22 protein-coding genes are annotated in these 25,261 nt (G+C 64.7%); 2 read left to right on the top strand and 20 right to left on the bottom strand.

Annotated elements, in window-relative coordinates; all coding sequences use genetic code 11:
• From FJZ36_09935 to FJZ36_09925, 3 genes are all read right to left on the bottom strand, one after another.
• Nucleotides 1-423, bottom strand: a 423-nt coding sequence (locus tag FJZ36_09935) for a hypothetical protein (protein ID MBM3215220.1), incomplete at its 3' end; no start/stop codon positions are given.
• 21 nt (nucleotides 424-444) lie between these two features.
• Nucleotides 445-2,229, bottom strand: a complete 1,785-nt coding sequence (locus FJZ36_09930; GenBank protein MBM3215219.1) for a glycosyltransferase family 4 protein — start codon at nucleotides 2,227-2,229, stop codon at nucleotides 445-447.
• 26 nt (nucleotides 2,230-2,255) lie between these two features.
• Nucleotides 2,256-3,275, bottom strand: a complete 1,020-nt coding sequence (locus tag FJZ36_09925; GenBank protein ID MBM3215218.1) for a sugar ABC transporter substrate-binding protein — start codon at nucleotides 3,273-3,275, stop codon at nucleotides 2,256-2,258.
• Between the two features lie 387 nt (nucleotides 3,276-3,662).
• Here FJZ36_09925 and FJZ36_09920 point away from each other — a divergent pair, with 387 nt between their 5' ends.
• Nucleotides 3,663-5,015, top strand: coding sequence for an ammonium transporter (locus tag FJZ36_09920; GenBank protein MBM3215217.1), 1,353 nt, complete (start codon nucleotides 3,663-3,665; stop codon nucleotides 5,013-5,015).
• An 85-nt stretch (nucleotides 5,016-5,100) separates the two neighbouring features.
• Here the strand turns inward: FJZ36_09920 and FJZ36_09915 are convergent, their stop codons facing one another.
• From FJZ36_09915 to FJZ36_09835, 17 genes are all read right to left on the bottom strand, one after another.
• Complete coding sequence (locus FJZ36_09915) at nucleotides 5,101-5,583, bottom strand: hypothetical protein (GenBank protein MBM3215216.1); 483 nt, start codon at nucleotides 5,581-5,583, stop codon at nucleotides 5,101-5,103.
• A gap of 135 nt (nucleotides 5,584-5,718) precedes the next feature.
• Complete coding sequence (locus tag FJZ36_09910; protein ID MBM3215215.1) at nucleotides 5,719-7,236, bottom strand: Rne/Rng family ribonuclease; 1,518 nt, start codon at nucleotides 7,234-7,236, stop codon at nucleotides 5,719-5,721.
• A 799-nt stretch (nucleotides 7,237-8,035) separates the two neighbouring features.
• Nucleotides 8,036-9,592 (bottom strand): bifunctional response regulator/alkaline phosphatase family protein, encoded by a 1,557-nt coding sequence (locus FJZ36_09905; protein ID MBM3215214.1) that lies wholly within the window; start codon nucleotides 9,590-9,592, stop codon nucleotides 8,036-8,038.
• A gap of 20 nt (nucleotides 9,593-9,612) precedes the next feature.
• Nucleotides 9,613-11,142: a HAMP domain-containing histidine kinase gene (locus FJZ36_09900; GenBank protein ID MBM3215213.1), complete on the bottom strand. Its 1,530-nt coding sequence runs from the start codon at nucleotides 11,140-11,142 to the stop codon at nucleotides 9,613-9,615.
• A gap of 30 nt (nucleotides 11,143-11,172) precedes the next feature.
• A complete protein-coding gene (locus FJZ36_09895) occupies nucleotides 11,173-13,341 on the bottom strand; it encodes an ATP-dependent RecD-like DNA helicase (GenBank protein MBM3215212.1) in 2,169 nt (722 codons plus the stop codon).
• 35 nt (nucleotides 13,342-13,376) lie between these two features.
• The gene (locus tag FJZ36_09890) at nucleotides 13,377-14,591 is read right to left on the bottom strand and encodes a 6-phosphofructokinase (protein ID MBM3215211.1); all 1,215 of its coding nucleotides are present in this window, start codon (nucleotides 14,589-14,591) and stop codon (nucleotides 13,377-13,379) included.
• 97 nt (nucleotides 14,592-14,688) lie between these two features.
• Nucleotides 14,689-15,627 carry a hypothetical protein gene (locus FJZ36_09885; GenBank protein ID MBM3215210.1) on the bottom strand — a complete coding sequence of 313 codons (939 nt, stop codon included), beginning with the start codon at nucleotides 15,625-15,627 and terminating at the stop codon, nucleotides 14,689-14,691.
• Complete coding sequence (locus FJZ36_09880) at nucleotides 15,624-16,205, bottom strand: hypothetical protein (GenBank protein MBM3215209.1); 582 nt, start codon at nucleotides 16,203-16,205, stop codon at nucleotides 15,624-15,626. Before FJZ36_09880 ends, FJZ36_09885 begins: the two co-directional genes overlap by 4 nt.
• 144 nt (nucleotides 16,206-16,349) lie before the next feature.
• Nucleotides 16,350-17,783 (bottom strand): hypothetical protein, encoded by a 1,434-nt coding sequence (locus tag FJZ36_09875; GenBank protein ID MBM3215208.1) that lies wholly within the window; start codon nucleotides 17,781-17,783, stop codon nucleotides 16,350-16,352.
• Between the two features lie 41 nt (nucleotides 17,784-17,824).
• Nucleotides 17,825-18,343: a hypothetical protein gene (locus tag FJZ36_09870; GenBank protein ID MBM3215207.1), complete on the bottom strand. Its 519-nt coding sequence runs from the start codon at nucleotides 18,341-18,343 to the stop codon at nucleotides 17,825-17,827.
• 89 nt (nucleotides 18,344-18,432) lie between these two features.
• Entirely contained in the window at nucleotides 18,433-19,218 is a 786-nt protein-coding gene (locus FJZ36_09865) for an SDR family oxidoreductase (protein ID MBM3215206.1), read from the bottom strand.
• Nucleotides 19,219-19,227: 9 nt separating this feature from the next.
• Nucleotides 19,228-19,782: a GNAT family N-acetyltransferase gene (locus tag FJZ36_09860; protein ID MBM3215205.1), complete on the bottom strand. Its 555-nt coding sequence runs from the start codon at nucleotides 19,780-19,782 to the stop codon at nucleotides 19,228-19,230.
• A gap of 19 nt (nucleotides 19,783-19,801) precedes the next feature.
• Nucleotides 19,802-20,971, bottom strand: coding sequence for a glycosyltransferase (locus FJZ36_09855; protein ID MBM3215204.1), 1,170 nt, complete (start codon nucleotides 20,969-20,971; stop codon nucleotides 19,802-19,804).
• Between the two features lie 11 nt (nucleotides 20,972-20,982).
• Complete coding sequence (locus FJZ36_09850; GenBank protein ID MBM3215203.1) at nucleotides 20,983-21,555, bottom strand: nitroreductase; 573 nt, start codon at nucleotides 21,553-21,555, stop codon at nucleotides 20,983-20,985.
• A gap of 23 nt (nucleotides 21,556-21,578) precedes the next feature.
• A complete protein-coding gene (locus tag FJZ36_09845) occupies nucleotides 21,579-22,430 on the bottom strand; it encodes a HEAT repeat domain-containing protein (protein MBM3215202.1) in 852 nt (283 codons plus the stop codon).
• 12 nt (nucleotides 22,431-22,442) lie between these two features.
• On the bottom strand, nucleotides 22,443-23,480 hold the full coding sequence (locus FJZ36_09840) for a BMP family ABC transporter substrate-binding protein (GenBank protein ID MBM3215201.1): 1,038 nt from the start codon (nucleotides 23,478-23,480) through the stop codon (nucleotides 22,443-22,445).
• Between the two features lie 132 nt (nucleotides 23,481-23,612).
• Nucleotides 23,613-24,662 carry a hypothetical protein gene (locus tag FJZ36_09835; protein ID MBM3215200.1) on the bottom strand — a complete coding sequence of 350 codons (1,050 nt, stop codon included), beginning with the start codon at nucleotides 24,660-24,662 and terminating at the stop codon, nucleotides 23,613-23,615.
• Nucleotides 24,663-24,746: 84 nt separating this feature from the next.
• On the opposite strand from FJZ36_09835, the gene FJZ36_09830 reads away from it, so the two are divergent.
• Nucleotides 24,747-25,261 (top strand): ABC transporter ATP-binding protein (locus tag FJZ36_09830; GenBank protein ID MBM3215199.1); only part of this gene is annotated, 515 nt, incomplete at its 3' end.

The following is a 25,261-nucleotide window of genomic DNA, read 5'->3' as shown; positions in this document are numbered from 1 at the left end:
CGCGCCGATCCCAAGCGTCCCAGGGGAGACCATTCCCAAGCTGCACGCGAGCAACGCGACGCCAGCGCCGTAGGCATCGCGTGCGATCCAGAACAGGAGCAACAGGGCAGCGCCAGTGGCGAGCGCCGGCATGAGCCACGGGACACCCGCCACAGCGAACGGCGTCAGCGCGAAGGCGTTCCCGAAGGGGTACTTCGAGTACCACTTGCCGTCGACGATGTTGATGTGAGGCGAGGGCGAGAAACCGAAGTCCGGGGGCGGCTCCGCCCAGAGCCTGCCCTGAGCGAACAGCTTCGCTTGGAACAGGTAGGAGGCAGTGTCCGGCTCGAAGTACGATCCGCCGAAGTAGACGAAGCTGAGTACCGCGCAGACAATCGTCCCGACGGCGGCGATACCGACGGCGATCTTCGTCGACCGATCCACTCGCAGGCTCCGACGGTGGCGTCAGGCTTCCCGACCGCGCGCTTCCCGAGCGCGGCTGAGCGACGGCAGCAGGTAGTCTCGCGCGACCACTTCCCAGCTCATCCGACGCGCGATCTCGTACCCGCTCTGTGCCAGCGCTTCGCTCTCGGCTTCGGAGCGCGGTAACCGATCCATGAGCTCTCGCGCCAGGCGCGCCGATTCCGCTCGCTCGATGCTGTCGCGCTCCGCCCAGCCGATCTGTGCCAGACCGGAGATGCCCGTCCAGCCGCCGTCGAGCCGCGTGAAGTCGGCGACCAGCACATTCGGCACGTCGGCGTCGCCACTCGCATGGCGGACGAACCCGAGGTTCCCGCAGACATTGGTCTGCACGCAAATCGCGCCGAAGCTCAGCGGTTCCACCTGAGCGATGCCGAACGGCTCGTAAATGGACATTCCGAACTCGACGTCGCTTCCCTGTCGGATGTCCATGAACTCCATGTTCTCAGGCATCCGCATCCCGCAGCGCTCTCGCGACCAGCCGAACTGGTTCACGAACACGACCTTTACAGCCCTCGTCCGGCGGTTGAGCGCCTCGACGGCGCGGTAGAAACCCCCTTCGTTGCCGGTCAAGTCGGGATAGCCGTCGCGGTGAACGATGGGCCAACCGTACTCTGCCTCCATCCGGTGGACTTGTTCGCCGGGCCGCCCCATGCCGATCTCGGTGGACAGAAGGAACAGAACGGCTGACCGACCGGCCTCGGCGAGCAGCGGATCGAGATGCTCCAGCACGCGCAGATCGCGCCAAAGAGCTTTGCTCTGGACAAAGCGCGTCACATGCGTGAAGACGTAGTCCGGCACGTAGCCCAGCAGGTTCCCGCAATACCGCGCGAGGCGGGAATGGGAGTCCTTCCTGACGGCCGGGTCGATGTCGTACGCAGGTATCCCGTTGTACACCAGCTCGATGTTCGCGCTGCGGAACGCGGTTCCCAGGAACCGGAACTCTTCCACGATCCAGTCCCCGACGGCGAGGATCGCGTCGCAGTGCCACGCCCGCGTGATCAAGGCGTGGCGGTACGAGAACGACTGGTCTCCCAGCACGTCGTCGATGGAGCGCCCTTCGGCGAGACAGGCGCGCAGCAGGTTGTAGAAGCGTGTATCGTGACCCGCGTGGTTCTCGACGTGCGGGCGGATGGTCGCCACCTCATGCGCGTAGAACGCGGTGTAGACATTCGGCTCGCCCTCCATCACCGCCTTGAGGATCGTCGGCATTCCCATGTACTCATGGGCGAGAAAGCCCACCGTGTGCGGTTCCGACGAGTCGTCCTGACCCAAGCTGCGCAGGAATGCTATCGCGGCTTCGTACGCAGGCTCGGAGATGCGCATCCAGTGCTCGAAGTCCGAGTACGCTTCATACTGGGCGGAGGCGATCCCGAACCGCTGGTACAGAGTCGCCTTGAAGTACGTCAGGCGACCTGGGTCGATGGATGATGCCTCGATGAGGAGAACGTCGACGTCATTGCTCGTGCCGGCTTCGCGGTCCTCGAACCGACGGGTCCCGTAAGTGATCCAGACCTTGTGGCGTTCCTCGATGGGTCGGAAGACATCCCGCCACCGACCCGTATCGATGCCATCGCACACCGAGTAGAGGACACGCCCGCCTGTTCCGAGCCGTTCGGAGGGTGAGGTTCCCAGGCTCCACGTCCCGACCAGAATGGACCTGCCGATCTCGCGCACGTACGACGGAGCCGTTAACAGTCCATGGAGGACGGTGCCGATTCCGCCAATCTTGTGGGTCGCTTCGTGCGTGACATGGACCAAAGCCTGCATCAGGCGATCGTTCCTCCGCGATAGGTTCATTTGGGATAGAGACCGCGCCACAGGTATTGCATGCCTCCGACGTTGACAATCGAGATGACGCGCCGTGGACCGTAGAACACAGGAACCATGGCGTTCTCGACCGTGAGCTCCGCGTCGGGCTCGCGGGGCTCGCCCCGTGCGATCGAGGCTGCCACGCTCAGAGCCAGCGCTCCACGCTCCTCGGGCATCAGGTCCACTTCGTAGTCGTGGGAACCGTCGATCACAAGCCGGCAGGCTTCCTCCCCGGCTCCGACGCCAGCAGAGACCAGGAAGCCGGCGACGCCGCGCGTCCGAGCGGCGAGAATCGCGCCGGGCATGGCGTCCGGGCTCGCGACAAGTAGCATCTGCACGTTGCTGGCGTAGTCGTTCAGCAGACTGCTGACGCGCTCGAAGGCTTCAGTGGCATCTGCCGCGGGCCCGCGTCCGACCACGTTCGCCTCGTACAGCGTATCGAGGACCCTGTAGAACCCGGTCGTCACGTCTCTGCCCGCGTCCGTCGCGGCTCCCTCGATGACGATCGTGTTGACTCTGCCCTCGACGTTCGCGCGACGGAGACTGATGATCTGCTCGACCGCGGCGCTTGCGGCATCCTCACCGGCAGCGACATAGTCCGCCGTCACGAACGCATCGATCCGAATGCCAGGATGGAGCACATCGACTCCGACGATTGGCACGCTGGCATCGCGCGCCAGCCGGATCACTTCCCATGCGCGTCTCACGTTGGCGGGACGATACACAAGCGCGGCGACCTTGCGCCGGTCGATGAGGTCCGAGGCTCCGATGGTCTCCTCGTCTCCCGGCTTGATCCGAGCGTCGGGATCGGGCTCGAACCAGACCAGCGAGACCCCGACCTCGGCGGCTTCGCGCTCCATGCCGCGCCGCATCGCCTCGGTCAATGGCGTCGCGATGCCGGTCGCCAGAACGCCAACGCGAACACCGGTGTCGTGTTCGCCGGTTCGGCAACTCGAGGCTGCGGCGAGAGCGAGCACGGCTAGGACGACCCGCACGAACCCCATGGCCGCTCCAGCGCTATGTGCGTCCTTTTGGGAGCCACAGGACGATTGTAGAGCCCGAGCGGAGCCCTGTCACGGACGCTGACTGTCCTCGCGCTCTTGGGTCTATGGGCTGGCTCGCGTCTCACTTGACGAAACGCCGTCGGACGGGGTATCGTGTCATCCAATCGTACTTACCGTGTCAATCGAGCCCAGACTGAGGAGGATCCAGCGGGCCCATCGCCACACCGGGCCCGTCTGGCAGGGGCAGAACGCGCATCGACGCACACGCCGGACGTCGACAACCGCCTGGATGGCGGCGCCGATGTTGTGGGCAGGCGGCGGTGGCTTCACCCGTACGCTCGTACGACGCACAGCACTCCACATGGGATGACATCGGAAGGGATCGGTATGCACGCTGCTCTCCGTCGTGCGTCGTCCAGGTCGCACGTGCGTGTGGCGGGGCTCTCGTTGAGTCTCATCCTTTGCCTGGGCGTGCTCGCCGCCGCCGCTCAGACGACAGACGAAGCGACCGCGCCGGTCGTCGAGACAGCCACGGCGGCCGCAGACTCCGGCGACACGGCTTGGATGCTCGTATCGTCCGGGCTCGTTCTGCTGATGGTTCCCGGCCTGGCGCTCTTCTACGGAGGCATGGTACGGAGGAAGAACGTCCTCAGCTCGATGATGCACTCGTTCATCGCCCTGGGCGTCGTGGGCATTCAGTGGGTCGTGGTCGGCTACTCAATCGCCTTCGGGGATTCCATCGGTGGCTGGGTCGGCAATCCCATGAGCAAGTTCCTCATGCTGAGCGTCAGGCCAGACTCGCTGTGGGGCACCGTCCCCGAATCCACATTCGCGATGTTCCAGGGCATGTTCGCCATCATCACGCCCGCTCTGATCAGCGGCGCGATTGCAGAGCGCGTGCGGTTCCGTGCGTACGTGTTGTTCATCTTGCTCTGGAGCACGCTCGTCTACGACCCACTGGCTCATTGGGTGTGGAACCCGGACGGATGGCTCCTGAAGCTCGGAGCGCTCGACTTCGCCGGTGGAACGGTCGTCCACCTATCGTCCGGCATTTCCGCCCTCGTCATGGCGAAGATGCTCGGATCGCGACGCGGTTACCCCAGCGGCGACATGCTCCCGCACAACCTGACGATGACGCTCTTGGGGGCTGGACTCCTCTGGTTCGGATGGTTCGGGTTCAACGCCGGCAGCGCAGTCGCATCCAACTCGACGGCAGCGGTCGCCTTCGCGGCGACCCACATCGCGGCGGCGTCCGGGATTCTCGGATGGCTCGCCGTCGAGAAGCTCCATCGCGGACATCCGTCGGCGCTGGGCGCAGCGTCCGGGCTGGTGGCGGGACTAGTGGGCGTCACTCCGGCGGCGGGCTTCGTCGCGCCGTGGGCGGCGATCGTCATCGGGTTGACGGTCGGGGCTCTCTGCTACGGAGCCGTCGTTATGAAGGGGCGTTTCGGCTACGACGATTCACTGGACGCCTTCGGCGTCCACGGCGTTGGAGGAACTTGGGGCGCTCTCATGACCGGCGTCGTCGCAACGATTGGGGCTTCGGGTCTGGTCCTCGGAAACGCGGGTCAGTTGGCGGATCAGTTCGTCGCCGTCGTTGCCGCCGGAGCCTACGCCGTGATCGTCACCTGGATCTTGTTCAAGATCATCGACGCAGTGGTAGGGTTCCGTATCGACCCGGAATCCGAGCAGATCGGTCTCGATCAGGTCGAGCACGGCGAAGTGGGCTACAACATGTAGCCAGCGCACGAGTACGTGGAGAGAGGGCATGGAGAAAGGGCATGGCACGCCATGCCCTCTCTCATTCCCGGTGTTCGACCCGGCGCTACTTGACCGTTATATCGACCTTGGCGCTCAGGCTCTTGTAGGTCGCGGTGATCGTGACCTTGCCGGGCTTCTTGGTCGCAATCAGCGCGGCTCCCCCCAAGCCCGTACCGCCGGCGGAAGAGATCGCCGCAATCGACTCGTCCGACGATGTCCACTTAACGTTGGCGTAGACGTCTGTGAGGGCGTCCTGCGCGGTGATCGGCGTGCCGGATTTGTCGAGAGGCAAGATCGCGACGACGACGGGCGTGCCCACGGCGACTTCTTTGGGCACTTCGCCGGTGCCGGTCGGATCCGCCGCCAATCCGCTCTGACCGACGATCCGCAGAGACGCCACATCACCCGACGTCATCTCGCCGCCGTTCTCGTCACCCGTGCCGGCTTCGTCCTCCCCGCACCCAATCAGCGAAGTCGCCGACACCGACACGACCACCGCACACGCCAAGCACAACAGGCGATACACGCCTTTGCTGAACCGACCCATAAGCGCTTCTCTTCCCTTTCCCGTGGTTGAGTGATCCGTGACGCCTGCTGGCGCGAGGACAACAGGGACGGATCGGGCTCGGTCTGTCACATCGCCTCGCCCCGGTCCCCGAGCCGTCGACCTGGGCAAGTGTCCCTAGCTGACGAAGAGCTCCCGGTTCCGAGGCAACTCGAAGATCCGGAAATCCTCCATGTGCATGTCGGCATCCGTGTCGATGTCGACGCGCACCTTGAGGTCGCGCGTCACCACGCGCAACTTATCTCGGTCTTCGTGATGGAGTCGCTTGGCGATCATGTCGCTGACGACGAGCCGGTACGCCTTTCGGGGTACACGCCGAGCCACCCGTTTCAGCGCTCGCAGCAACTGGATGATCAGCGTCTCCTCGGAGAGGACGGACCCGGTCCCGCCGCAGTACGGGCAGGCGGTGCAGAACATCGAATGGAGGCTCTCCTTCGTCCGCTGCCGAGTCATCTCAATGATGCCGAGCTCGGTGAACTGAAGGATGTTCGTCCGCGCCCGGTCCTTGCGGATCTCTTGCTCCAGCGTGCGAAGGACATGCCGGCGATTTGTCGGATTCTCCATGTCGATGAAGTCGAGGACGATGATGCCTCCGAGGTCGCGGAGCCGAATCTGGCGGGCGATCTCGACTGCGGCTTCGAGGTTGTTCTTGTAGATTGTCTCTTCGTGGTCTTCAGTGCCGACGAACTTGCCAGTGTTGACGTCGATCGCCACGAGCGCCTCGGTCTGGTCGATGACGATATGCCCGCCCGACTTGAGCCAGATGCGCCGTGCAATCGCTTTCTTGATCTCCTGCTCGATGCCGAAGTCCTCGAACGCCGTATCCGGTCCCTCGTGGAACACGACCTTGTCGCGAAGCGTCGGCAGCGAACCTTCGATATACTGGGCGACCTGCTCATGGAGGGTCTTGGAGTCGATCACGAACCGGTCCACGTCGTCGGTGAAGACGTCGCGGATCATGCGGAACGCCAGACCCAGGTCCTCGTAGACGAGCGCCGGTGCGCGCACGCGCTCGCTCTTGGCGAGCACGTCCTCCCATGTCTTGACGAGGAACTTGACCTCGGGTACGAACTCGTCCTCCCCGCGAGAACCGGAGGCGGTCCGAACGATAACGCCGCCGCTGGGAGGCATGTGCTTCGAGAGCAGTTCCTTGAGCCGCGCGCGTTCCTTCTCATCCTCGATGCGGCGCGAAATACCGACATTCGCCGATGTGGGCAGGTAGACCAGATACCTGCCGGGGATCGTCACGTACGCCGTGACCCTGGGGCCCTTGGAGCCGATCGGCTCCTTGTCGATCTGGACCAGGATCTCCTGACCCTTCTTGAGGATCTGCTCGATGGGCGTGCGGTTCCGAGACCCGCGCCCTCCGCCTTCGGAGGCGCGTTCTACCTCGCCGAACTCGTTAACGTGGGTCTGCAGATCGGAGACGTGCAGGAAGGCGTTCTTGTCCGTGCCGATGTCCACAAACGCTGCTTGCATCCCTGGCAGGACGCTGTTCACTCGACCTTTATAGATGTTCCCCAGGATGTGGTCCGTGTCGCGTCGCTCGTAGAAGAGTTCGACGCACCGCCCTTCCTCTAGGAGGGCGATACGGACTTCGTATTCGTCCTCCGAAACGATGATCTCTCTTGCCATCTACTGCCTCCTCGGTGGCATCTGGTGAGGCATCGACGGCTATCGCTGCTTCTTCCGGCAAGCTCCAGATCGTTTCGTCCACAGCGGCAGCGTTCAGCGTTCTGACTAGCGTCTGCACGGGCGCTCGTCGCGACGGCTCCATGCACGTCGCAACGTCGGGATACACCGCACCGACGGGCTGTCGGTATCGGTGCCCCGCATCGTCATGTGGCTGTTGCGCTGCCCATCCGGCACCAGTCAACTCCGTCTGTGAACTGCACTCCCCGTTGGTTTCGCATGCCTCAGGCGCTGCCTGGGGTCGTGTCGCTCCGCGCGTCCCATGGTTCTGCCAGCGACTCGCCTGAACCGCCTGGACGCGTCACGTGCAAACGTCCCGTCATTGCTCAACTGTCGTCTGAGGCGCCGAATCCTCGACCTGGCAAACGCTGCCGTCCAGGTCGGAGTGCTCGTTGCTCCGCGAAGCAAGCCCGATAGCCGCGTACGCAGCACCGTCTTGTGAGCGGCACAAGTGCCGCAAGTCGTTCAGTAGTCCGTCAATACCAGTCGTGCGTGTCATTCGACCGAACCAAAGCAGGTCCGTCCGTTGCCCCTCGGGTCTGCGCGTTGCTGCAACGGAACCGTGCCAACTCGTGTCGCAGCCGCCTTGCTACTTGGGGACCCTGGGAGCGCCAAACCGTCAGTCACCCTATCGAGACGCGCTCTGTCCGTCTGCCGTCGCCAGAGCCGACTAGCGAGGAAGTCCCGATAGACCCCCTCATATTGTACGCAATCTGCGCGGCTGTGTCGTGCCGATTTCGCGCTAGACGCGTGGGCGAAGCGTCGCGCACGGCACGAGCAGCTCGTCCATCGAGATTCCGCCGTGCTGGAACCCGCCCCTCAACTGCCGTCGATACTCATGGTATTGCGTCGGATAGACGAAGTAGTAGTCCTCCTTTGCGAGGACGTACGTCTTGCGTGGGGAATCCGCGGGAAGCTGGTACACATCGGGATCGCTGATACGGACCGCTTCGGTCTCGTCGCAATCGACGTCCTCGCCGACCTTGAACCGAAGGCTCGTCGTCGTATCACGGTTCCCAAACGCTCGAGTGGCTCGGTTGCACAGGATCGAACCGTGGTCGGTCGTCACGATGACCGTGGCACGTTTTGTCGCCAGTATCTTGAAGATCTCGTACAGGTCCGAGTTGCGGAACCATGATAGCAGCAGCGACCGGAACGCCTCCTCGTCCGGCGCGATCTGCTGTAGTACATCGGATTGAGATCGTTGGTGCGTCAGGATGTCGAGGAAGTTGACGACCAGCGCCGCAAGGCTGACACGATCGTACGATGCGACCCGCCGACGATACTCCTCCCCGCCGACCTGGTCATAGATTTTGAAGTAGCGAGGCGGCGGCTTCAGGTAAATGCCTCGCTGCTGCAGCTTCAGTTCCATGAGCTGCTTCTCGAACCGATTCGTGCTCGTCTCGTCGTTCTGCGCCTCGATCCAGTAGGACGGGTACCGTTCCGCGATCTGCGCGGGAAACAGCCCGCTGAAGAGCGCGTTCCGGGCGTAGGCGGTGGCGCTCGGCAAGATGCCGTAGTACAGATCGCGCTCGATGTGAAAAAGCTCAGACAGAAGCGGCTCGATGGTCAACCATTGGTCGAACCGCAGGCAGTCCAACACGACGAGATAGACCTGTTCTCCTCGTTCGATGTGCGGGAGCACGTACGTGTCGAGCACATCGACCGAAAGGATGGGCGAGTCCTCGCCGCGAGTCCATTTGGCGTAGTTCTGGGCGACGTAGTCGGAGAAGAGCCGGTTGCACTCCGCACGAAGCTCCGCGTGCGCGTCAGCGAGCCCGGATTCGTGCAGCGAGTCGATCCGCAGGTCCCACATCACCAGCCGCGAGTAGATATCCGCCCACTCACGCCAGTCCGGGGCAGCGTTCTTCTTCGCGGTGATCTCCGCCAGGTCTGACATGTACTGCTGAGGTCGCGCCGCGTCGAGGATCCGACGGCGGTCGATGACCCGACGAAGCGTCCCGACGACCTGCACCGCGTGCACCGGCTTGATCAGGAAGTCATCCGCGCGGTTCCTCAGCGCCTCATCGACCAACGCCTCTTCCCGGCTCTGAGTCACCATGATGACTGGCAAGTGCGGGCGCGTCGACTTGATCGCCTCGAGCACGGTCAGCCCGTCCATGCCCACCATGCGGTGGTCCAGCAGGACGGCATCGAAGGACGAATCCTCGATGAGCGCCAATCCGTCCTTGCCGTTCGCCGCGGGCGTCACGTCGTAATCGCGAGCCTGAAGGAAGAGCACGTGCGAACGGAGCGTCTCGATCTCGTCGTCAATCCAAAGAATGCGCCTTGACGGCATATGACTCCTATGCGCTCAGGTCACGGTCCGTGATGCGACGCCGAGATCGACGCGTCGTCGTCCCGCTCGCCTGCGTCCGTCGGGGCGTAGGGCAGAATGACCTCGAAGGTGGTGCCCGACGGACTGGACTCCACGATGCGGATCTGCCCGCCGTGGTACGTTACGACGATGCGCTCCGCGAGGGTCAGTCCCACGCCCCACCCGTGCTTCTTGGTCGTGAATCCGGGCGCGAACGCGCGACGCCAGTTCCGTTTGGGCAACCCGCCGCCATTGTCGGCGACCGCGATACGCACCTGGCGGTTCCTGGCGTCGTTGCGGCTGACCAACTGGACATGTCCGGCATCGACATCGGACGCGTCGATGGCGTCCAGAGCGTTCCGGATCAGGTTCTCGAACACCCACTGCATGAGGTCCGCATTCGCCAGGACCGGAGGCGTGTTTTCACGGTTCGCCTCGATGGTCGTCGATTTGGACCGGGAGGGCAGACGGCTCCTGAAGTATCTGACGGCTTCCTCCAGCATCGCGTTTACATCCACCGGCGCGCGATTGGGTATCTGCCCGACCTGGGCGAACCGGGACACGACCCGCTGGAGCCTTGCGACATCCGTCGCCATCTCCGCGACCACGTCGATTCCGGCGGGACCTGCAGCGATGCCCGACTCGCGAGCCAAGTCCAGCCAGCCCATCAGCGACGTAACCGGCGTTCCCAACTGGTGAGCGCTTTCCTTCGCCAGTCCTGCCCAGGTCGCCGCCTGCTCATCGACCCGGATGCGTCGGTACAGCGCGAGTCCCCCTGCCAAGAAGCCCCCGACGAGAGCGATCTGGACGTAGGGCATCCACTCAAGCGCTCGCAGCGGTCTCAGCTCGTAGAAGAACCGTCCCTGTGCCATGGGCGGGTCGATCTGCAGTTCGCGCACGCGACCGTCCCGTTCGGCATCGCGCACCAAGGCTCGGGCCCGGGCTGCGTTCTCTCCCGACGTCGCGAGCGTCTCGTAGGGCCCGTAGATCCGCCAGGCGATGGGACTGCCCTCCACATCGACCAGGACGAAGGGCAGATCCGCCAGTTCCGTCGCGTCGGCGTCCGCGTAGTAGATGCTCCCGATGACTCTCCGACCTTGGAGAAGAGCGAACTCCAGATCGAGCGGCGAGGCGGCAGACTCCATCCGCTCCATGGCGACTCGGAGCTCGGACGCCTCCTTGGCTGTGAGCGGCTGATCGGCGTCGAGCTTCGCCTCCAAATCCCGATCCACGCCCCGCGCGACGACCGGCGTGCCGTCGGCACTAGCGATGATGAACCGGATGCGACCGTGCTCCGCAACGCCAGCGACGATTTGACGGACCAACTCGCTCTGTTCGCGATCGCGGATCGACGGCAGATAGGCGGACAGTTGGGCAAGCGGTTCGATCAGCGCTCGGTTGCTCGCCTCCAGACCGCGAATGATCCACTGCGTGTAGGCGATGAACCCGACCAGCAGTCCGAGCACGCCCCCGACGATGTAGTTTCGGAGGAAGTGCGTCGCGCTCCCGCGCCGAGCGGTCAGTCTGGACATGCGTCGTCCCAACCCAGCGCGCTGACAAGCCTATCCATGGAGCGACCTGCGGAGTCGAGATGGCAACTGCGCTGGCTCCGACAGCCGTGTCACGAGATGCGACCGGCGACCCGCCTCATCGCTCGTCCTGACCGCGAGGTCGACCGCCATCCGGTTCCCGACGATCACAACCAGCCGCCGAGCCCGTGTGATGGCAGTGTAGAGAAGGTTCCGTCGAAGCATGACGTAATGCTGCGTGTGGAGCCCCAGCACGACGGCTGGATACTCGCTTCCCTGCGACTTGTGCACGGTCACCGCATAGGCGAGCGCCAGCTCATGGATGTCCTCGCCAGTGTAGGACACGGTCACATCGGCGTACCGCACGGCGACGGCTCCATCGCTGGGCCATGCGCCGACGACCTGACCGGTGTCGCCGTTGTAGACGTCCTTCGTGTAGTTGTTGACCGTCTGCATGACGCGGTCGCCGACTCGGAAATCTCGACTGCCGAGCCGGAGGAGAGCCCCGTCGGGGTTCAGGGCGCTTTGGAGAGCGGCGTTCAGTTCATTCGTGCCCAGGGCCCCACGCCGCATCGGGACGAGAACCTGAATGTCTTGGATGGGATCGAAGCCGTAGTGCGCCGGCAGACGCTCAGAGCAGAGACGAACCATCGTACGCTGCGCCTCGGCAGGATCATCGACCTCAAGACAGAAGAAATCGCGGTCGGGTCCGCCACCGCTCTGAGGCGGGTCGCCACGACGGATACGGTGGGCGTTCGTGACGATCAAACTGCCCTCGGACTGCCGGAACAGCTCCGTAAGTTCGATGACGGGAACCTCGCCGGATGCAATCACGTCGCGGAGCACGTTTCCGGGACCGACTGCGGGAAGCTGCTCGCCGTCGCCAACGAGCACCAGATGCGCGCCGGTGGGAATGCCTTGCAGCAACGCGTCGAAGAGGACGATATCGACCATCGACACCTCGTCGACAATGACGGCGTCTACATCCAGCGGGTTCGCCGCGCTCACTCCGAACCGTCCGTCGATGGGTGAGTAGCCCAGCATCCGGTGGATCGTGACGGCTTCGGAGCCTGTCAACTCGGAGAGGCGCTTGGAGGCGCGACCCGTTGGCGCGCACAGGGCGACTCGCAGCCCCAGGCTCTCCAACAGGCAGACGATGCCTCGCACGGTTGTCGTCTTTCCGGTGCCGGGCCCCCCGGTCAGCACGAACGCGGAGTGCGCCACTGCAGCCAGTACCGCCTCGCGCTGACGCTCAGCTAGCTCGACGCCCAACTCAGACTCGACCGTTGCGAGAGCCGACCGAATCGCTTCGTCGTTCCTTGGAATGGGCGGGCACTGGGCGAGGAGTCGCAGGCGATTCGCCGATCTGACTTCCGACTGCATCAGCGGGTGGAGGTACACGCGGTCGTCATCGACGATGGCCCGCCGAGCGTCTGCGAGACGCGCCAGCGCCTCTGCGACTTGCTCCTCGGACGCGTCGAGCACCTCGCCGACAGCCTGATCCAGTTCGGAAAGGGGCACGAACACGTCGCCGCGAGACGCTCGCTGTTCGAGCGCGAACTCGACGGCGCTCTCGATGCGTTCGGGGCTGTCGGCGGCGACTCCAGCGGCGAGCGCGATCCGGTCAGCCGTGCGGAACCCGATCCCTGAGACTTCGCGAGCCAGACGGTACGGTTCATCTTGGACGATTCTTCCCGCATCGTCGCCGAACTGCTTCTCGATCCGTGCCGCGAGCGCGGGCCCGATGCCGACGGAACTCATGAACGCCGCCAGGTTGCGCGTGCCCTGGTTCCGCTCCCAGAAGTCGCGGAGGCGAGCCAAACGAACCGGTCCCACACCAGGCACTTGTCGCAGGTCGTCTGGGGTTTCGGTGAGAACGGCGAACGTGCGCTCGCCGAAGTGGTCGACGATTCGGCGGGCGGTGACTTCGCCGACCCCCGTGCCGAGGTAGCGCGCCATTCCATCGAGCGTGGTCGGGAGCTCGGGCACGATGGAGTCGGCGCGGAACTGCCTCCCGTAGGACGGGTGCTCCACCCACGCGCCGGTCGCCTCGATCTGCTCACCCACCGCGATGGCTGCCAGTCTGCCGACGACCGTCACGAGTTCGCCGTCGGGCCCTGCCGGACTCAGCCTGGCAACCACGAACCCGGTGTCTTCGCTGTGGAAGACGATCTCCTGGATCGTTCCGCGGAGGGTCTCCATGGCTCAGTCACAGGCGTCCGACGGTCGCGTCGGACTCACGAGGGATACGGACGAAGCGCCGGAGTGGAGTATTCGTCCGGCTTGGGTCCCATGAATCGCTCGAAGTACCGGATCCCCGTCTCGGTGATCTGGAAGCGATCCGCATCGTAGAGGCGCGGATCGACGGTTCGCGGAATGATCGTCCCGCCTGCGTCGCGCGGCAGAACTTGGTCGACGTCGAGGGACGCCGGCACGATCTCGTCGCCCTTCAGCACAGGGCAGGCGACTTTGCCGGAGTCTCCAGCCAGCAGCGTTCGCACGGCTTCGCGTCCGAGGGCACACGCCGTCTCACGGTCCACCTCCGACGGCGACCCGCACCGCTGGAGATACGACGCGATCACGTTGCTGATTCCCGATGCGCTCAGGAGCCCAAGGCGCTCAGCCAGGTCGGCTTTGAGTTCGCGAGCGAGCCACTCCGAGCAGCCGCCCAACCGCGCGTGACCGAAGCTGTCCTTCACTCCGGACTCGGTCAACGGTTTGCCGTTGGGCCCAACAGCCCCTTCGGCGATGACGATGACCAGGTGACGCCGCTCGCGGAACCGCTCGGCAGCCAGTTCGAGGAACGGGTGGATGTCCAGCGGGCTCTCCGGTATCACGATGAAGTCCGCGCCGCCGAACGCCGTGGACAAGGCGAGCCAGCCGGCGGTTCTGCCCATCGCCTCCAAGACGAGGACGCGGTCATGGGAGTATGCCGTGGTTCGGAGCGCGTCTGCCGCCTCGATCAGCCACGATGCGGCGGTCGGGAAGCCGGGGCAGAAGTAGTTCGTCATCGCGGCGTAGTCGTAGGAAGCCCCTTGCCCGGGATTGGTGCCGACGTCGTTGTCGATCGTCTTCGTGACGAAGTCGATGGGAACGCCGCTATGGAACTTCGCGAGCTCGACTCCGACCGTCAGGGTGTCGTCGCCCCCGATGGCGATCAGACCATCGAGTCCCAGCCGCGTCAGGCGCTCGGACGCCTGCTCGATACCGCCTTCGATGCGTCGTAGGTTCGTGCGAGATGTGCGAATGATCGTCCCGCCACGACTCGCATCGATGGACGAAGCGGGCAAGTGCACGGCAGAGCCGTCTGCGAGCATGCCTGCCCAACCGGCTTCGATGCCGATGACCGAGTCTCCGTGGTCCTCCGCCTCCAATGCGATGCCCTTGAGCGTCGCATTCAGCGCGCTGGTGTCTCCACCGCCCGTCAGTACCCCGATCCTACGTCCTGCCATGGCTGACTGCTTCCCTCGTCACGCGTTATGGCTGAAGCATCGCCGGATCGCTGATATATAGTAGCCCAGCGTCGTTCCCGCGGGAATCGGCGGTCGCCTACGGCTCCACGCCGAGGTACCGAAGGCTCTGCCGAAGCAGCAGCGCCGCGTACGTAGGATTATGGACGCCGTAGCCGCCGTCTTTGAGAACCATCTGATAGTTCCATTGCGCCGCTTCGAGCGCCGACTTGGATACGTTGCGCGTTGAGGAATCCGCCAGCGCCGCCTCGACGCGCCGCATCAACGCCGTAGTCTGCCGCTTACGCGAGGATGTCAGGCTCGGTCCGTTGCCGTGGCATCGCGAGCAACTGTCCCAGCCCGCTCGGAACGTATGCCCTCCCGACGATAGCGCCTGTCCCTCCGTGTCGGCAGGTCGGTACATGTGGCACGACGCGCAGTTGCCCTTCGTCTCAATCGCGTGGATCGACGGCGTCGGGGGAACCCCCTTGCCCTTGATGCCCAAGAACAGCTCGCTTTGCGACTGGTGGATCACGCCTTCGCCGGAGCACCCGCAGTCCATCGTGTGACATGAGATGCACAACTGCGAGACGGGCATCGCCAGCAGCGCGTCGCGCTTGCTCAGGTGGCTGTGGCACGAGGAACACGACACCTCGTTGACCGCCGTCGATATCGTTGCCTGGAGCCCCGCACCGTCCGGGTTCCATGCCTTCGCCGCCGTCGGCGCTGCCGGAGCCGAATGGCATGGCAAGCACTCATCCTGCGCGAGCGGGCTCCTGCGCAACGCCGCGAGGTTCGATGCATGACCGGACTCCGCCCACTCCCGTGCGCTCGGTTCTGTGCCGTGGCAGGTGAAACATTTCTCCGCCAGCGGGTTCGCGGCAAGGTCGTCGAGGGCATGCACGAGGCTCGGTCCGACCCGCTCCGAAGTAGAGCCCAAGTCGGTGGGACTCGACGGCGCATCTTCGTCGGCAGCCCAGAGCGCCAACGCGGCTACGACGAGGAGGGCGAACAACGCGGCAGCACCCGGGTGCTTCATCGCCGTCCCGTAGCCCGACGCGCCGAGTAGTCCAACAGGAGGAGCATCTCGTGTGCCTGGATCGTCTGGAGAACTTCGACATCGGCTCCGCTGCGGCTTGCGAGATGCTCAACCATGTCCACGACGGCGAACGGGTTCCATACCTTCCACGACCGTACCGCGTCGACAACCGTGGGCCCGGTGGACGCCAGCGTGGCTTGCGCCGCCGACAGAACTTGTGGGAAGAGCTCATGGGAACCGACGCGCCGGAACCAATACTTGGAGTTCGGGTAGTCCGGCTCGCGTCGATGCATGATGCCGTGCCAGTAATCGAGCGTGGCTCGCGCGACCTCCGGAGCGCTGTCGCTCATCGCCAACCGGTGGGACTCCCACAGGTCGTCGTTCAGCAGGTAAAGCCCGCTGAGGAACGCCTGCGCGAACGCCGGCTCAGCCACCGGAACGGAGAACAGCGAACGAGTGTCCAGAGATGCGATCGCGTGCGCCAGTTCCGGGTCTCTGATCGCTTGAGGCGCAAGGGAAACCGGAGGCGCTTGCTTCTTGAGCGCCTCGACGATGGTCTCAGTCTTCGAGGAAAGCATAGGGGTCTCCGTAAGCCACCACCCGTCACGACGACCGTCGTGTCGTCCACACGAGCCGGGGCAACCTCACCGTGGCTCGAGCATACCACGAGGCGTCGTGGCGTCCAATGGCAGGTCGGATGTACGCGATCCGTCCGGGCTGGCTCATGCCTTCCGCAGTTCTACGGCAAACCGCAGCGTGCGCTTCTTGTAGCCCTCGACGCCGTCCTGGAGGTACGTCAGGTCGTGCGTCGGGTCCACCTGCGACTCGTCGGTGACATGGAGCCGCTGTAGCCTGCCCTTCATCGCGACGGTGTCCATGAACACGCGCATGAGGCGACAGAGACTCCGTGCGTCTCTCCGTGGCGACCAAAGGGTCGCCGTGGGGATGCCGTTCGCCGTCAAATCCTCTGCCGTGCCACTGTACGACGCCGCCTGCATCTGCGCCATTGTCAGCCCTTCGAGCGACTTCATCTCGCCGTCGATGCCCAGGTCGGCAGGTATCGCCCGATCGGTTCCCAGGTCCTCCCACGTCGTGAAGAGCACCGACTTGTCGCGCGGGCCCGCGAGAATCCCGTTGAGGATCGAGTGATTGCCCGTGGGCCCGCATGTCGGGATGACATTGACGCCCTCGCCGCGTTCCTGAATCGACTCCTCGACGAGCTGCGTGAACCAGTCGCCGAGGCTGCGGCAGTCGGCATAGTGGTAGAACACGACCGTCGATTTGCCGCCGAACGTCTCGCCGACGTGAAGCCAGCGCGCCAACCGGCAGGCGACGTTGGCATCCGCGTCAGGTGGCGCAGCGAAAGCTCCGGCGGCATCCTCAACTCCCGCCAGGGCGTCCTCCAGCCGCGAACGCGGAGTCTCGCCCTTGCCCGCCGTCGCGGCGAGAAAGAACGTGCCAACCGGTGAGAAGGCGGAGAACCGCCCTCCGACGCCGTCCGGCACAGGGAGCAGTTCGTCTCCGTAGAAGGGGCTCTCGCCATGGAGCTGGAACAAGGCGCTGCCGTCGTTGAGTCCCGTAGTCGCCACGACCTGCCGCCGCCAGCCGTACGTCGATGCCCCCGGAAGAGCCCGGAGCGCATCTCGGACGATCATCAACGAGGCGATGGTCTCGCCGGTCCTCCCCGACTTGCTGATCACGTTGAACAGCGTCTGGCTGAGCAGTCCCCGCGACGTCAGCATATCGAGCAGACCGTTCAGTCGCATTGGGTCGAACGTATCCCCGGTGAAGTAGACTTCCGGGGCTCCACCGCGCTCTTTGGGTGGGAGCAGATTGTGGTACGGGTGGTTCAGAACGTCGTGGTAGACGCGCGCGCTCAGGTCCGACCCACCGATCCCGATCGTCACGAGGACAGCGAATTCGTTCCGAACGCGCTCGGCAAGGCGCACGACCTGCTCGATGTCTCGCGTCTGCTGGTGGCTGCGAGTCCATGCGCGGAGTCGTCTCTGGAGCTCCTCGACCGGCATCGTCGCTTCCTCGGCGAACGCCGCATGGATTGCCGCGAGCCGCCTGTCTAGCTGGCTCCTCGCGGCTTCGCCGATGGCGGCTCCGATGCGGTCGTCCTGAACCATGCGGATCCCTCGATGCGTCGACATGGTGTCTGTGGTCCTTCTCAGTGGAACCGATGTCGGTGTGGCTATTTCGGCTTCCGCGCCTTCGCGACGAAGTTGGGCCCCTGGCGTGTCGTCGTGATGTCAGCGTAGCCTGCGCTCTTGAGCTCGGTCCGCATCATCGCTCGCGTGTACGCATACCGGTGGCAGAACAGCTCGGGGTTCATTCGCCGGGATTCTTCCATCTCGGCGGAGTCGCGCGGGCTAGCGATGTCTTGACCCCCGAACAACTGGCGGACCCGCTTCTCCGGCGACGCCCACCAGCGGCGCAGCAGACGCGCGGCGTCCGGCACTCGCACTTCCAAGTCGCCGCCAGGTTGTAGGAGCCACAGGAAGTCCGCAAGGAGTCTCACGGCTTGCCAATGGAAGTGATGCTCGAGAAGATCCTGCGCGACGATGCGTTCTGCCGATGCCTCCGTGAATCGGCTTCGCCACTGTGGATCCGAGACGTCGAGGACGAGGTCGACTCGCGGCAGCCTATCGCTCGCGTCGATGTTGACATAGCCTTCGCGGTAGTCCATGCCGCAGCCGACATTCAGCTTCATAGGTGCCCTCGCGGCGCGCAGTCAGCACATGACGAGACGAATGGTGTCAGCGGAGCGGTCGGGTCAGGACTCATGGGCACGGTTGCGCCCTAGCCGACCGTGACGAGCGACTCGCCGCCATCGATCCAGATTTCCGACCCGTTGATGTGGCTCGACGCGTCGGAAGCGAGGAACAACGCCAATTGCGCGCATTGCTCCGGACTGCCGGGACCTTTGCGAGTCAGCGGGTTCCTTCCCGTCGGGAACTGCACGGGAATGCGTACGTCTTCGCGGTTCCGGGGCCACGTGTTCTCGCCGATGTTCGTCTGGATCCAGCCCGGGCAGATCACGTTGACGCGGATGCCGAACCGACCCAACTCGACGGCAGCGTGCTTGGCGAATGTCACCTGGCCCATCTTCGAGCAGGAGTAGGCGGTGGCTCCCGTAAGGCTCCACTGCCGAGTCCCGTTGATCGAAGACGTGATGATGACGGAGCCTCCCTGCTTTTTCAGATGCGGAATCGCGTACTTCACCGTCAGGAACGTGCCCTTGAGGTTGATGCCCAGCGTCTGATCCCATTCCTCCGGCGTCAGGTCTTCGATAGGGGCCCAGACCCCGTTGATACCGGCGTTCGCCAACACGATGTCGAGCCTGCCCCACTTCGCGACCAACTCGTCCATCGCGCCCGATATCTGGTCGGGCTGCGAAATGTCCGCCGTCAGCGCCATCGCTTCGCCGCCTGCATCGACGATCTCGCGAACCGTCTCTCGAGTCTTGTCTACTCGTCGCGCGAGCAGACCGACCCTCGCGCCCTCAGCCGCGTAAAGCCGCGCAGACGCTTCGCCAATGCCCGAGTTCGCGCCGGTGACGAGCGCGACCTTCCCCCGCAGTTGCATGCGATCCCCCTAAACCAGCGTCGGAACCGACCGCCATTCGTCCGCCAGTATGGCGTAGATACGCGAATCCCACCAGATCGGGTCGCCGCTTTGCGACCGTCTCAGGAAGCCGCTCTTGACGTGACGGGCTTCACAGCGCATGCCGAGTCGCTCCATGAGTCGCCACGACGGGATGTTGTCCGGGTGGCACGCCGACTCGACGCGGTAAGCTCCCTGATCCACGAACACGTGCTCGAGAACCCTATGGCAGGCTTCGGTCGCGTAGCCTCTGCCGTGGTATGACGGGTTGAACACGAACCCGAGCTGCCAGGTCATCAGTTCAGCCGGCTCCTTTCGCGTGCAGACGACGTGACCGATGAGCTGTCCCGCTTCCTGGAGGCATACCGCCCAGAAGCCGTCATTGCCGGCGAAGAACTGCGCCAAGCTCCGGCACGCTTCGTCGGACGTCGGGTATTCGTGGTCGTACCGCGTGACGTCCGGTCTGGACACGTAGTCCTGCATCTCGCGCCAATCGGTTGCCCGGAACCTTCGTATCCGCAGACGCCTGGTCACGAGCTCCGCCATATGGGTTCCTCCCCGGCGGTCAACGTTTCCGCTGCGTGTCGTGTTCCCGGTCCTTCCAGACAACGCGTCCCGACAGACCGGCGATGCCAACGATCAGCACGTAGAGCGTGTGGAAGGGCCCCACGAGTGGCACGTACGGCAGCAGGTCCCGCCGACCGAACAAGGAGAGCGTGCGCCACAGGTGGCATAGCTCCGGCAGAGCCTTCACGGAGGCGATGGCGAGCGCCCAGGGCAGCGACACCCATCCGAGCAAGCCCAGGACGACTGCCGTCGGCATGAGCCAGTTCACGCCGTACGCGACGACCATGAACCACACCGCCGAAAAGCGGTTCTCCAAGCTGTTCGACGCCCATCGGAGGCGTTGTCTCAAGAACGCCCGGAACGTCGGCATCGGCGCGGTCCACACGGTTGCGGCGGCTTCCGTGGCGACTTCGATGCGCCACGTCGTGTGACGGTTCACCCACTGCACGAACATGTTGTCTTCGGCGACGGTGAATCCCATCTTGGAGAATCCGCCGAGCTCCTCGTAGACCGATCTTCGATACGCCAGGTTGTTGCCGGTGCACGCCAGCGCGATGTTCCACCGCAGGCTGGCGGCGAACGTCGCGAACAGGGCGAGGAGCTCCAGCGATTGGAGCTTGACCAGCGCGCGGTCGCGTACACGCGGGCGATCCAGCATCGAGAACCCGATGACGACGCCGGTGTCGTCCAGAAAGTGGCTCACGATGTTCGACAGCCACGTGGGCGGAACGACGCAGTCCGCATCGGTGCTCGCGATGATGGAGCCCTGACTGCTTCGGATGCCGAAGTCCAACGCGTTCTGCTTGCCTCGAAGCCGGTCGTCAGTGAGATCGGCTAGGGCGAGGACGCGAACGTTGCCGCATTGGGCGGCGATGGCTTCGGCGCGGGAACGCGTGTCGTCTTCGGAGTGGTCGTCGATGAACAACACCTCGAAGCGGTCGGTGGGATAATCGACGGCGAGCAGAGAGTCGAGACAAGCGGCGACGTTCGACGACTCGTTGCGCGCCGCCACGACAACCGTTACGAAGGGCAGGTCGGCAGCATTCAGATGGCGACGCCCCCCCCTTGGCAGCATCCACGACCCGGCGACCAACGCGAACGCGGCAGCGCCATAGATCGCCGTGATGGTCGCCACGAATGCCAAGAAGACGATCGCGAGCGGCTGCACGGGTGCCCGTCCTACGTGAGCCAGGTCGTCTTGCGGTCGAACGGCTGCCGCTCGCCGGGCTCGGGCTCCTCGTCGGGGTAGCCGACATAGACGAAGCCGAGAATGTCCGCGTCATCGTCCAGCCCAAGGAACGCCTTGGTTCGCGCGCTGTAGGCGACCTTGCCGGTCCGCCACTTGGCTCCCAGACCGAGCGAGTGTGCGGCGAGCAGCATGTTCTGGACGGCGGCTCCCACCGCCGCGATGTTCTCGATGTAGATGACCTTCTCAGCCGAGGGCTTGTCGACGACCACGATGATGATGTAGGGAGCGCGGAACGATTTCGCCTTCTGCTTCGCAAGGAGGTCCGCCTTCACGGCGGCGTCGATATGGTCCGGGAGCGTGTCCGCCGTGATCGCAGCGTCCACATCTCCGAGGCGAGCCCGGGCATCGCCCGTGAGCACGAAGAACCGCCAGGGTTCCACCCCGTAATGGTTCGGAGCCCACGTGCCCGCCTCGAGGATCGCGTGGATCGCCTCGATGGGAGGCGTGTCCTCACGGACTGTCCCGATGCTGCGGCGCGTACGGATCGCCTCGATCACGTCCATGGGCATTCCTTCTCGGCGGGAAGTCAGGGCAGCGCATCCAGGGCGGATTGTGCTGCGCGTCGGACGCCCAGATCGATGTCAGTCTCCGCAGCACGCTGCAGGTACTCTTTCGCGCCCGGGTTCCGGATCACGCCCAGCGCCTCGGCAGCCGCCGTCCTCACGTCGGAGTCTGGATCGTTGAGCGAGGCCGCAAGCGCCTTGGCCACGGGAACCGTCGCCTGGCTCGAAAGGGCGATGGCGACGGCTTTGCGAACGAACGGATTCGGATACGACAGCCCGTGCTCGATCAACGATTCGGTCATGAGAGGCGTAACGAACCGGAGCGTCGCAAAGCTCGCGTCGTAGAGCGTCCGATCCGTCTCCTCCAGCGCCGCCAGCAGCACTTCCATCGCGCGGTCGCGGTCGGTTGGCGAGACCTCTTCCGGAACCAAGAGACGATCCAGCCCTGACTCGGACGCCTTGCGCAGCGGCTCCTCTGTCACCACCGTGGCAACCGTCATGAGCTCCGGAAGCGCCGGCTGACCGAGCTCGCCCAGGATGTTGACCGCCCGGATCGCCACGTCGGGAACCGGGCCCATCGCGTCCTGCGCCATCACCGTGGCGGCGCGCTCAATGGCTCCACGGTCGCCCGTCTGAGCGATCGCGCGGGAGCACGCCGCCCGAACGTCGGCGTCCTCGGAACGCATCGCCGCCGTGAGGGCTGGGATCGTCTTCGCGTCCGGTGACTTCACGAGCCGAGCCGCCGCGCGGATCTGGCGCGCGGGCTGTCCGCTGCTCAGGTCGGCGATGGATCGCTCCGACGAACTGCAGGCGGTAGCCGCCGCCAGCAGCGCCGCCAGCCCGAAAGGCACGCAAGATGATCGCCACTTGCCCATGCCGACACCGAATCAGTTCACTTGGACGGTCACCTCGCCGCGTCGCACGGCTTCACGCGCGGCGTCGAGAGCTGTACGCGCTTCCTGGGGAATACTCGCCTCAAGCTTCGAGTTCAGGGCGACCGAGATGAACCCGTCGCTCAGACGGAAGTGGTGGAGCTCCCCCTGGAACGTGCCGTCGGCGACCGCCTTCGCCATGTGGAGGAAACCCTTGGGGATTTCCGAGACGGCGCTCGCAAGGATCGCGCTGGGCTCGACATGGTTCTGATCGCGGTTGGAGCCGAACGCGTACACGTCCTTGCCCTGACCCCGCGCCTCCTTGACCGCCTGAAACACGCCCAGACCGGCTTTGTCGGCGTTCTGAAGGATGAAGTCCACGCCTTCGTCGATCTGCGCCGCCGCTTGCTCGCGTGCCTTCGCCGCGTCGTTCCAGTTGCCGACGTACGCAGACACGATCTTGACACGCGGATTCGCCGAGCGCGCCCCTTGCTCGAAGGCGCGGAACGCCGCGACCACCGGCGGAAGCTCCTGACCGCCGATGACGCCGATCTTGTGCGTCTTGGTCATCTTGCCGGCGAGGACGCCGAGGAGATACATGCCGTCGTCGAGCACGAAGACGATAGGCGAGTAGTTGGGTCGAACGCTCTCCTGCAACCCGCCCGTCGTCACGAAATAGGTGTCGGGGAACTCCTGAGCCACGTCGCGTGCGTGCGCCGAGAACTCGAAGCCGTGAGCGAAAATGAGCCGGTATCCGCGACGCGCGAAGTCGCGGAAGTCTTGCTTGAACTCGCCTTCGTTCGTGGATTCCTTCTGGGCGATCTCGGCTCCGAGCTCTTTCTCGATGAGCTGGAGCCCCTCGTACGCCGAAGCGTTCCACCCGTCGTCGCTGATGGGGCCCGGAGTCAAGAGCGCTACCTTGAGGGCTCCGGACTTCGCCGGTTCGGGCGTCTCCGCTTGGCGTGCCTTGTCGCGACATCCGCCAAGGACCAAGACAGCCATGGCGATGGACAAGCCACGACCGAGCACACGAACTGTCAACGCGCGTCTCATTCGTTCTCCTGACGTTGCGGATCAAACCTCCCATGCCAGCCGCGCCGGGGAATCCTAACACTCGCCGCTACAGGCGGTCAAGCCGCCGCAGCCGCACGGATGCTAGGATTCCTGGGATTGGTGACCGGGCTCTCACTCCATGTCCATGTCGAGGGACATCGAGCCGCTGCTTTCGGCTCCGACGGCGGACATGAGCGCGTCCAGCCAACGACGGGCAGCCAGGCACCGCCTCGCCGGACCGTAGGGGCGTTCCATGCCCAAGAGCCCCAAGGCGCGCGTGACCGGAGCTCTGTCCTCCGGCGTCGTCGCCCGCCACAGGAGCGAGGCAAGCGTCCAGAGCGGCAGTCCAGCCTCGCGGCACAGCCCAGTCTGGATCAGCTCCGAGATACCCGATGCCCAGTAGGGAATCCGCGCTCGAGCGAGATAGTGGTGCTGGGCGTCGTCGGCTCTGAGCCAGACTCGTTCGAGATCGCGCCAACACTCGTTCGCCTGCCCGGGTTCCCATAGAGACACGCCGAGAGCCTCAAGAGCCAGTTCGTACAGGTCTTCCGCCCCCAGCTCCTTGAGCGCTTGTCCTGCGTGGACCAGACCACGACGATGAGTTGTCGGCTTGCCCGTCAATGCGCACGGCGCCTCGATCGACCAGAAGAGGGCGCATCGGAACTCCCATGGAGCCATCGTGCCCGACAACAGCATGGCGTTCTCAACGCGCTCGAGCGCTTCGTGGGCGGCGCTCAGGAGTGCGGTAGCGCGGGCGCGCCGGCAGACCGGTTCCGCCACCGAGCACTCGATCCGATTGCGGAGGTCACACAGCCACCGAGACGGGTCGTAGAGGACGACGCTGGCGGCGAGCTCCGGGGCGCGGAACGGATGTCGCAGAACAGCCTCGTCCGAACCGAGATGGCTGATATGGAGGAACTTCCATTCCAGGGGAACCCCGTGTTCCAAGACGAACGCCTGCGGAGGCAAGGGCTGCGAGGTCAGGACGACGCGCACGTCCACATCGGAGCTCTCCGACCACGCCCCGGTCGCCGCAGACCCGGCGACGTAGGCTGCCACCGCCCGGTCGTCTGCGCTGATGTATCGCATGACTGCGCGGCGAGCCGCCTCGATGGCGCTCGTCACATCCGTTGTCGCCCCGTGGATGTCCATGCTAGACTGGCAGAGGTTGTACGGGACCATCCGCTCTCCCCAGCGTGAGTGGAGCCACGCTCCATACCCTAGGCGGCTCGCGTCCAATCGTCAATCCACATCGGCAGGAGCTCCATGGCGGTTCCGGTCTCGCTGAGGCAGGTGACGAAGCGTTTCGGCGACACCGCCGTCGTCGATGCGGTGGACATCGAAATCGCCGAGGGCGAGTTGTTCTTCCTGCTCGGACCCTCCGGCTGCGGCAAGACGACCTGCCTGCGCATGGTAGCCGGATTCTATCAACCGGACGGCGGCGACCTCTACTTCCGCGAGCGCCGGATGAACACTGTGCCCCCGCATCGGCGCAATACCGGCATGGTGTTCCAGAACTACGCCCTCTGGCCCCACATGACGGTCTATCAGAATGTCGAGTACGGACTGAATGTCCGCAAGGTCTCAGCGCCAGAGAAGCGCCGCCGCGTCGCGCAAGCGCTGGAAGTCGTGCAGATGGAGGAGTACGCCCAGCGCACGGCGAACCAGCTCTCCGGGGGACAGCAGCAGCGTGTCGCCCTGGCTCGCGCGCTGGTCATCGAGCCCGACGTGCTGCTGCTCGACGAGCCGCTCAGCAACCTGGACGCCAAGCTACGACTAGA

This window comes from Candidatus Poribacteria bacterium (assembly GCA_016866785.1).
Lineage (GTDB): Bacteria > Poribacteria > WGA-4E.
The sequence above is the reverse complement of the archived record's forward strand: the minus strand, read 5'-3'. Positions and strand labels throughout refer to the sequence as shown.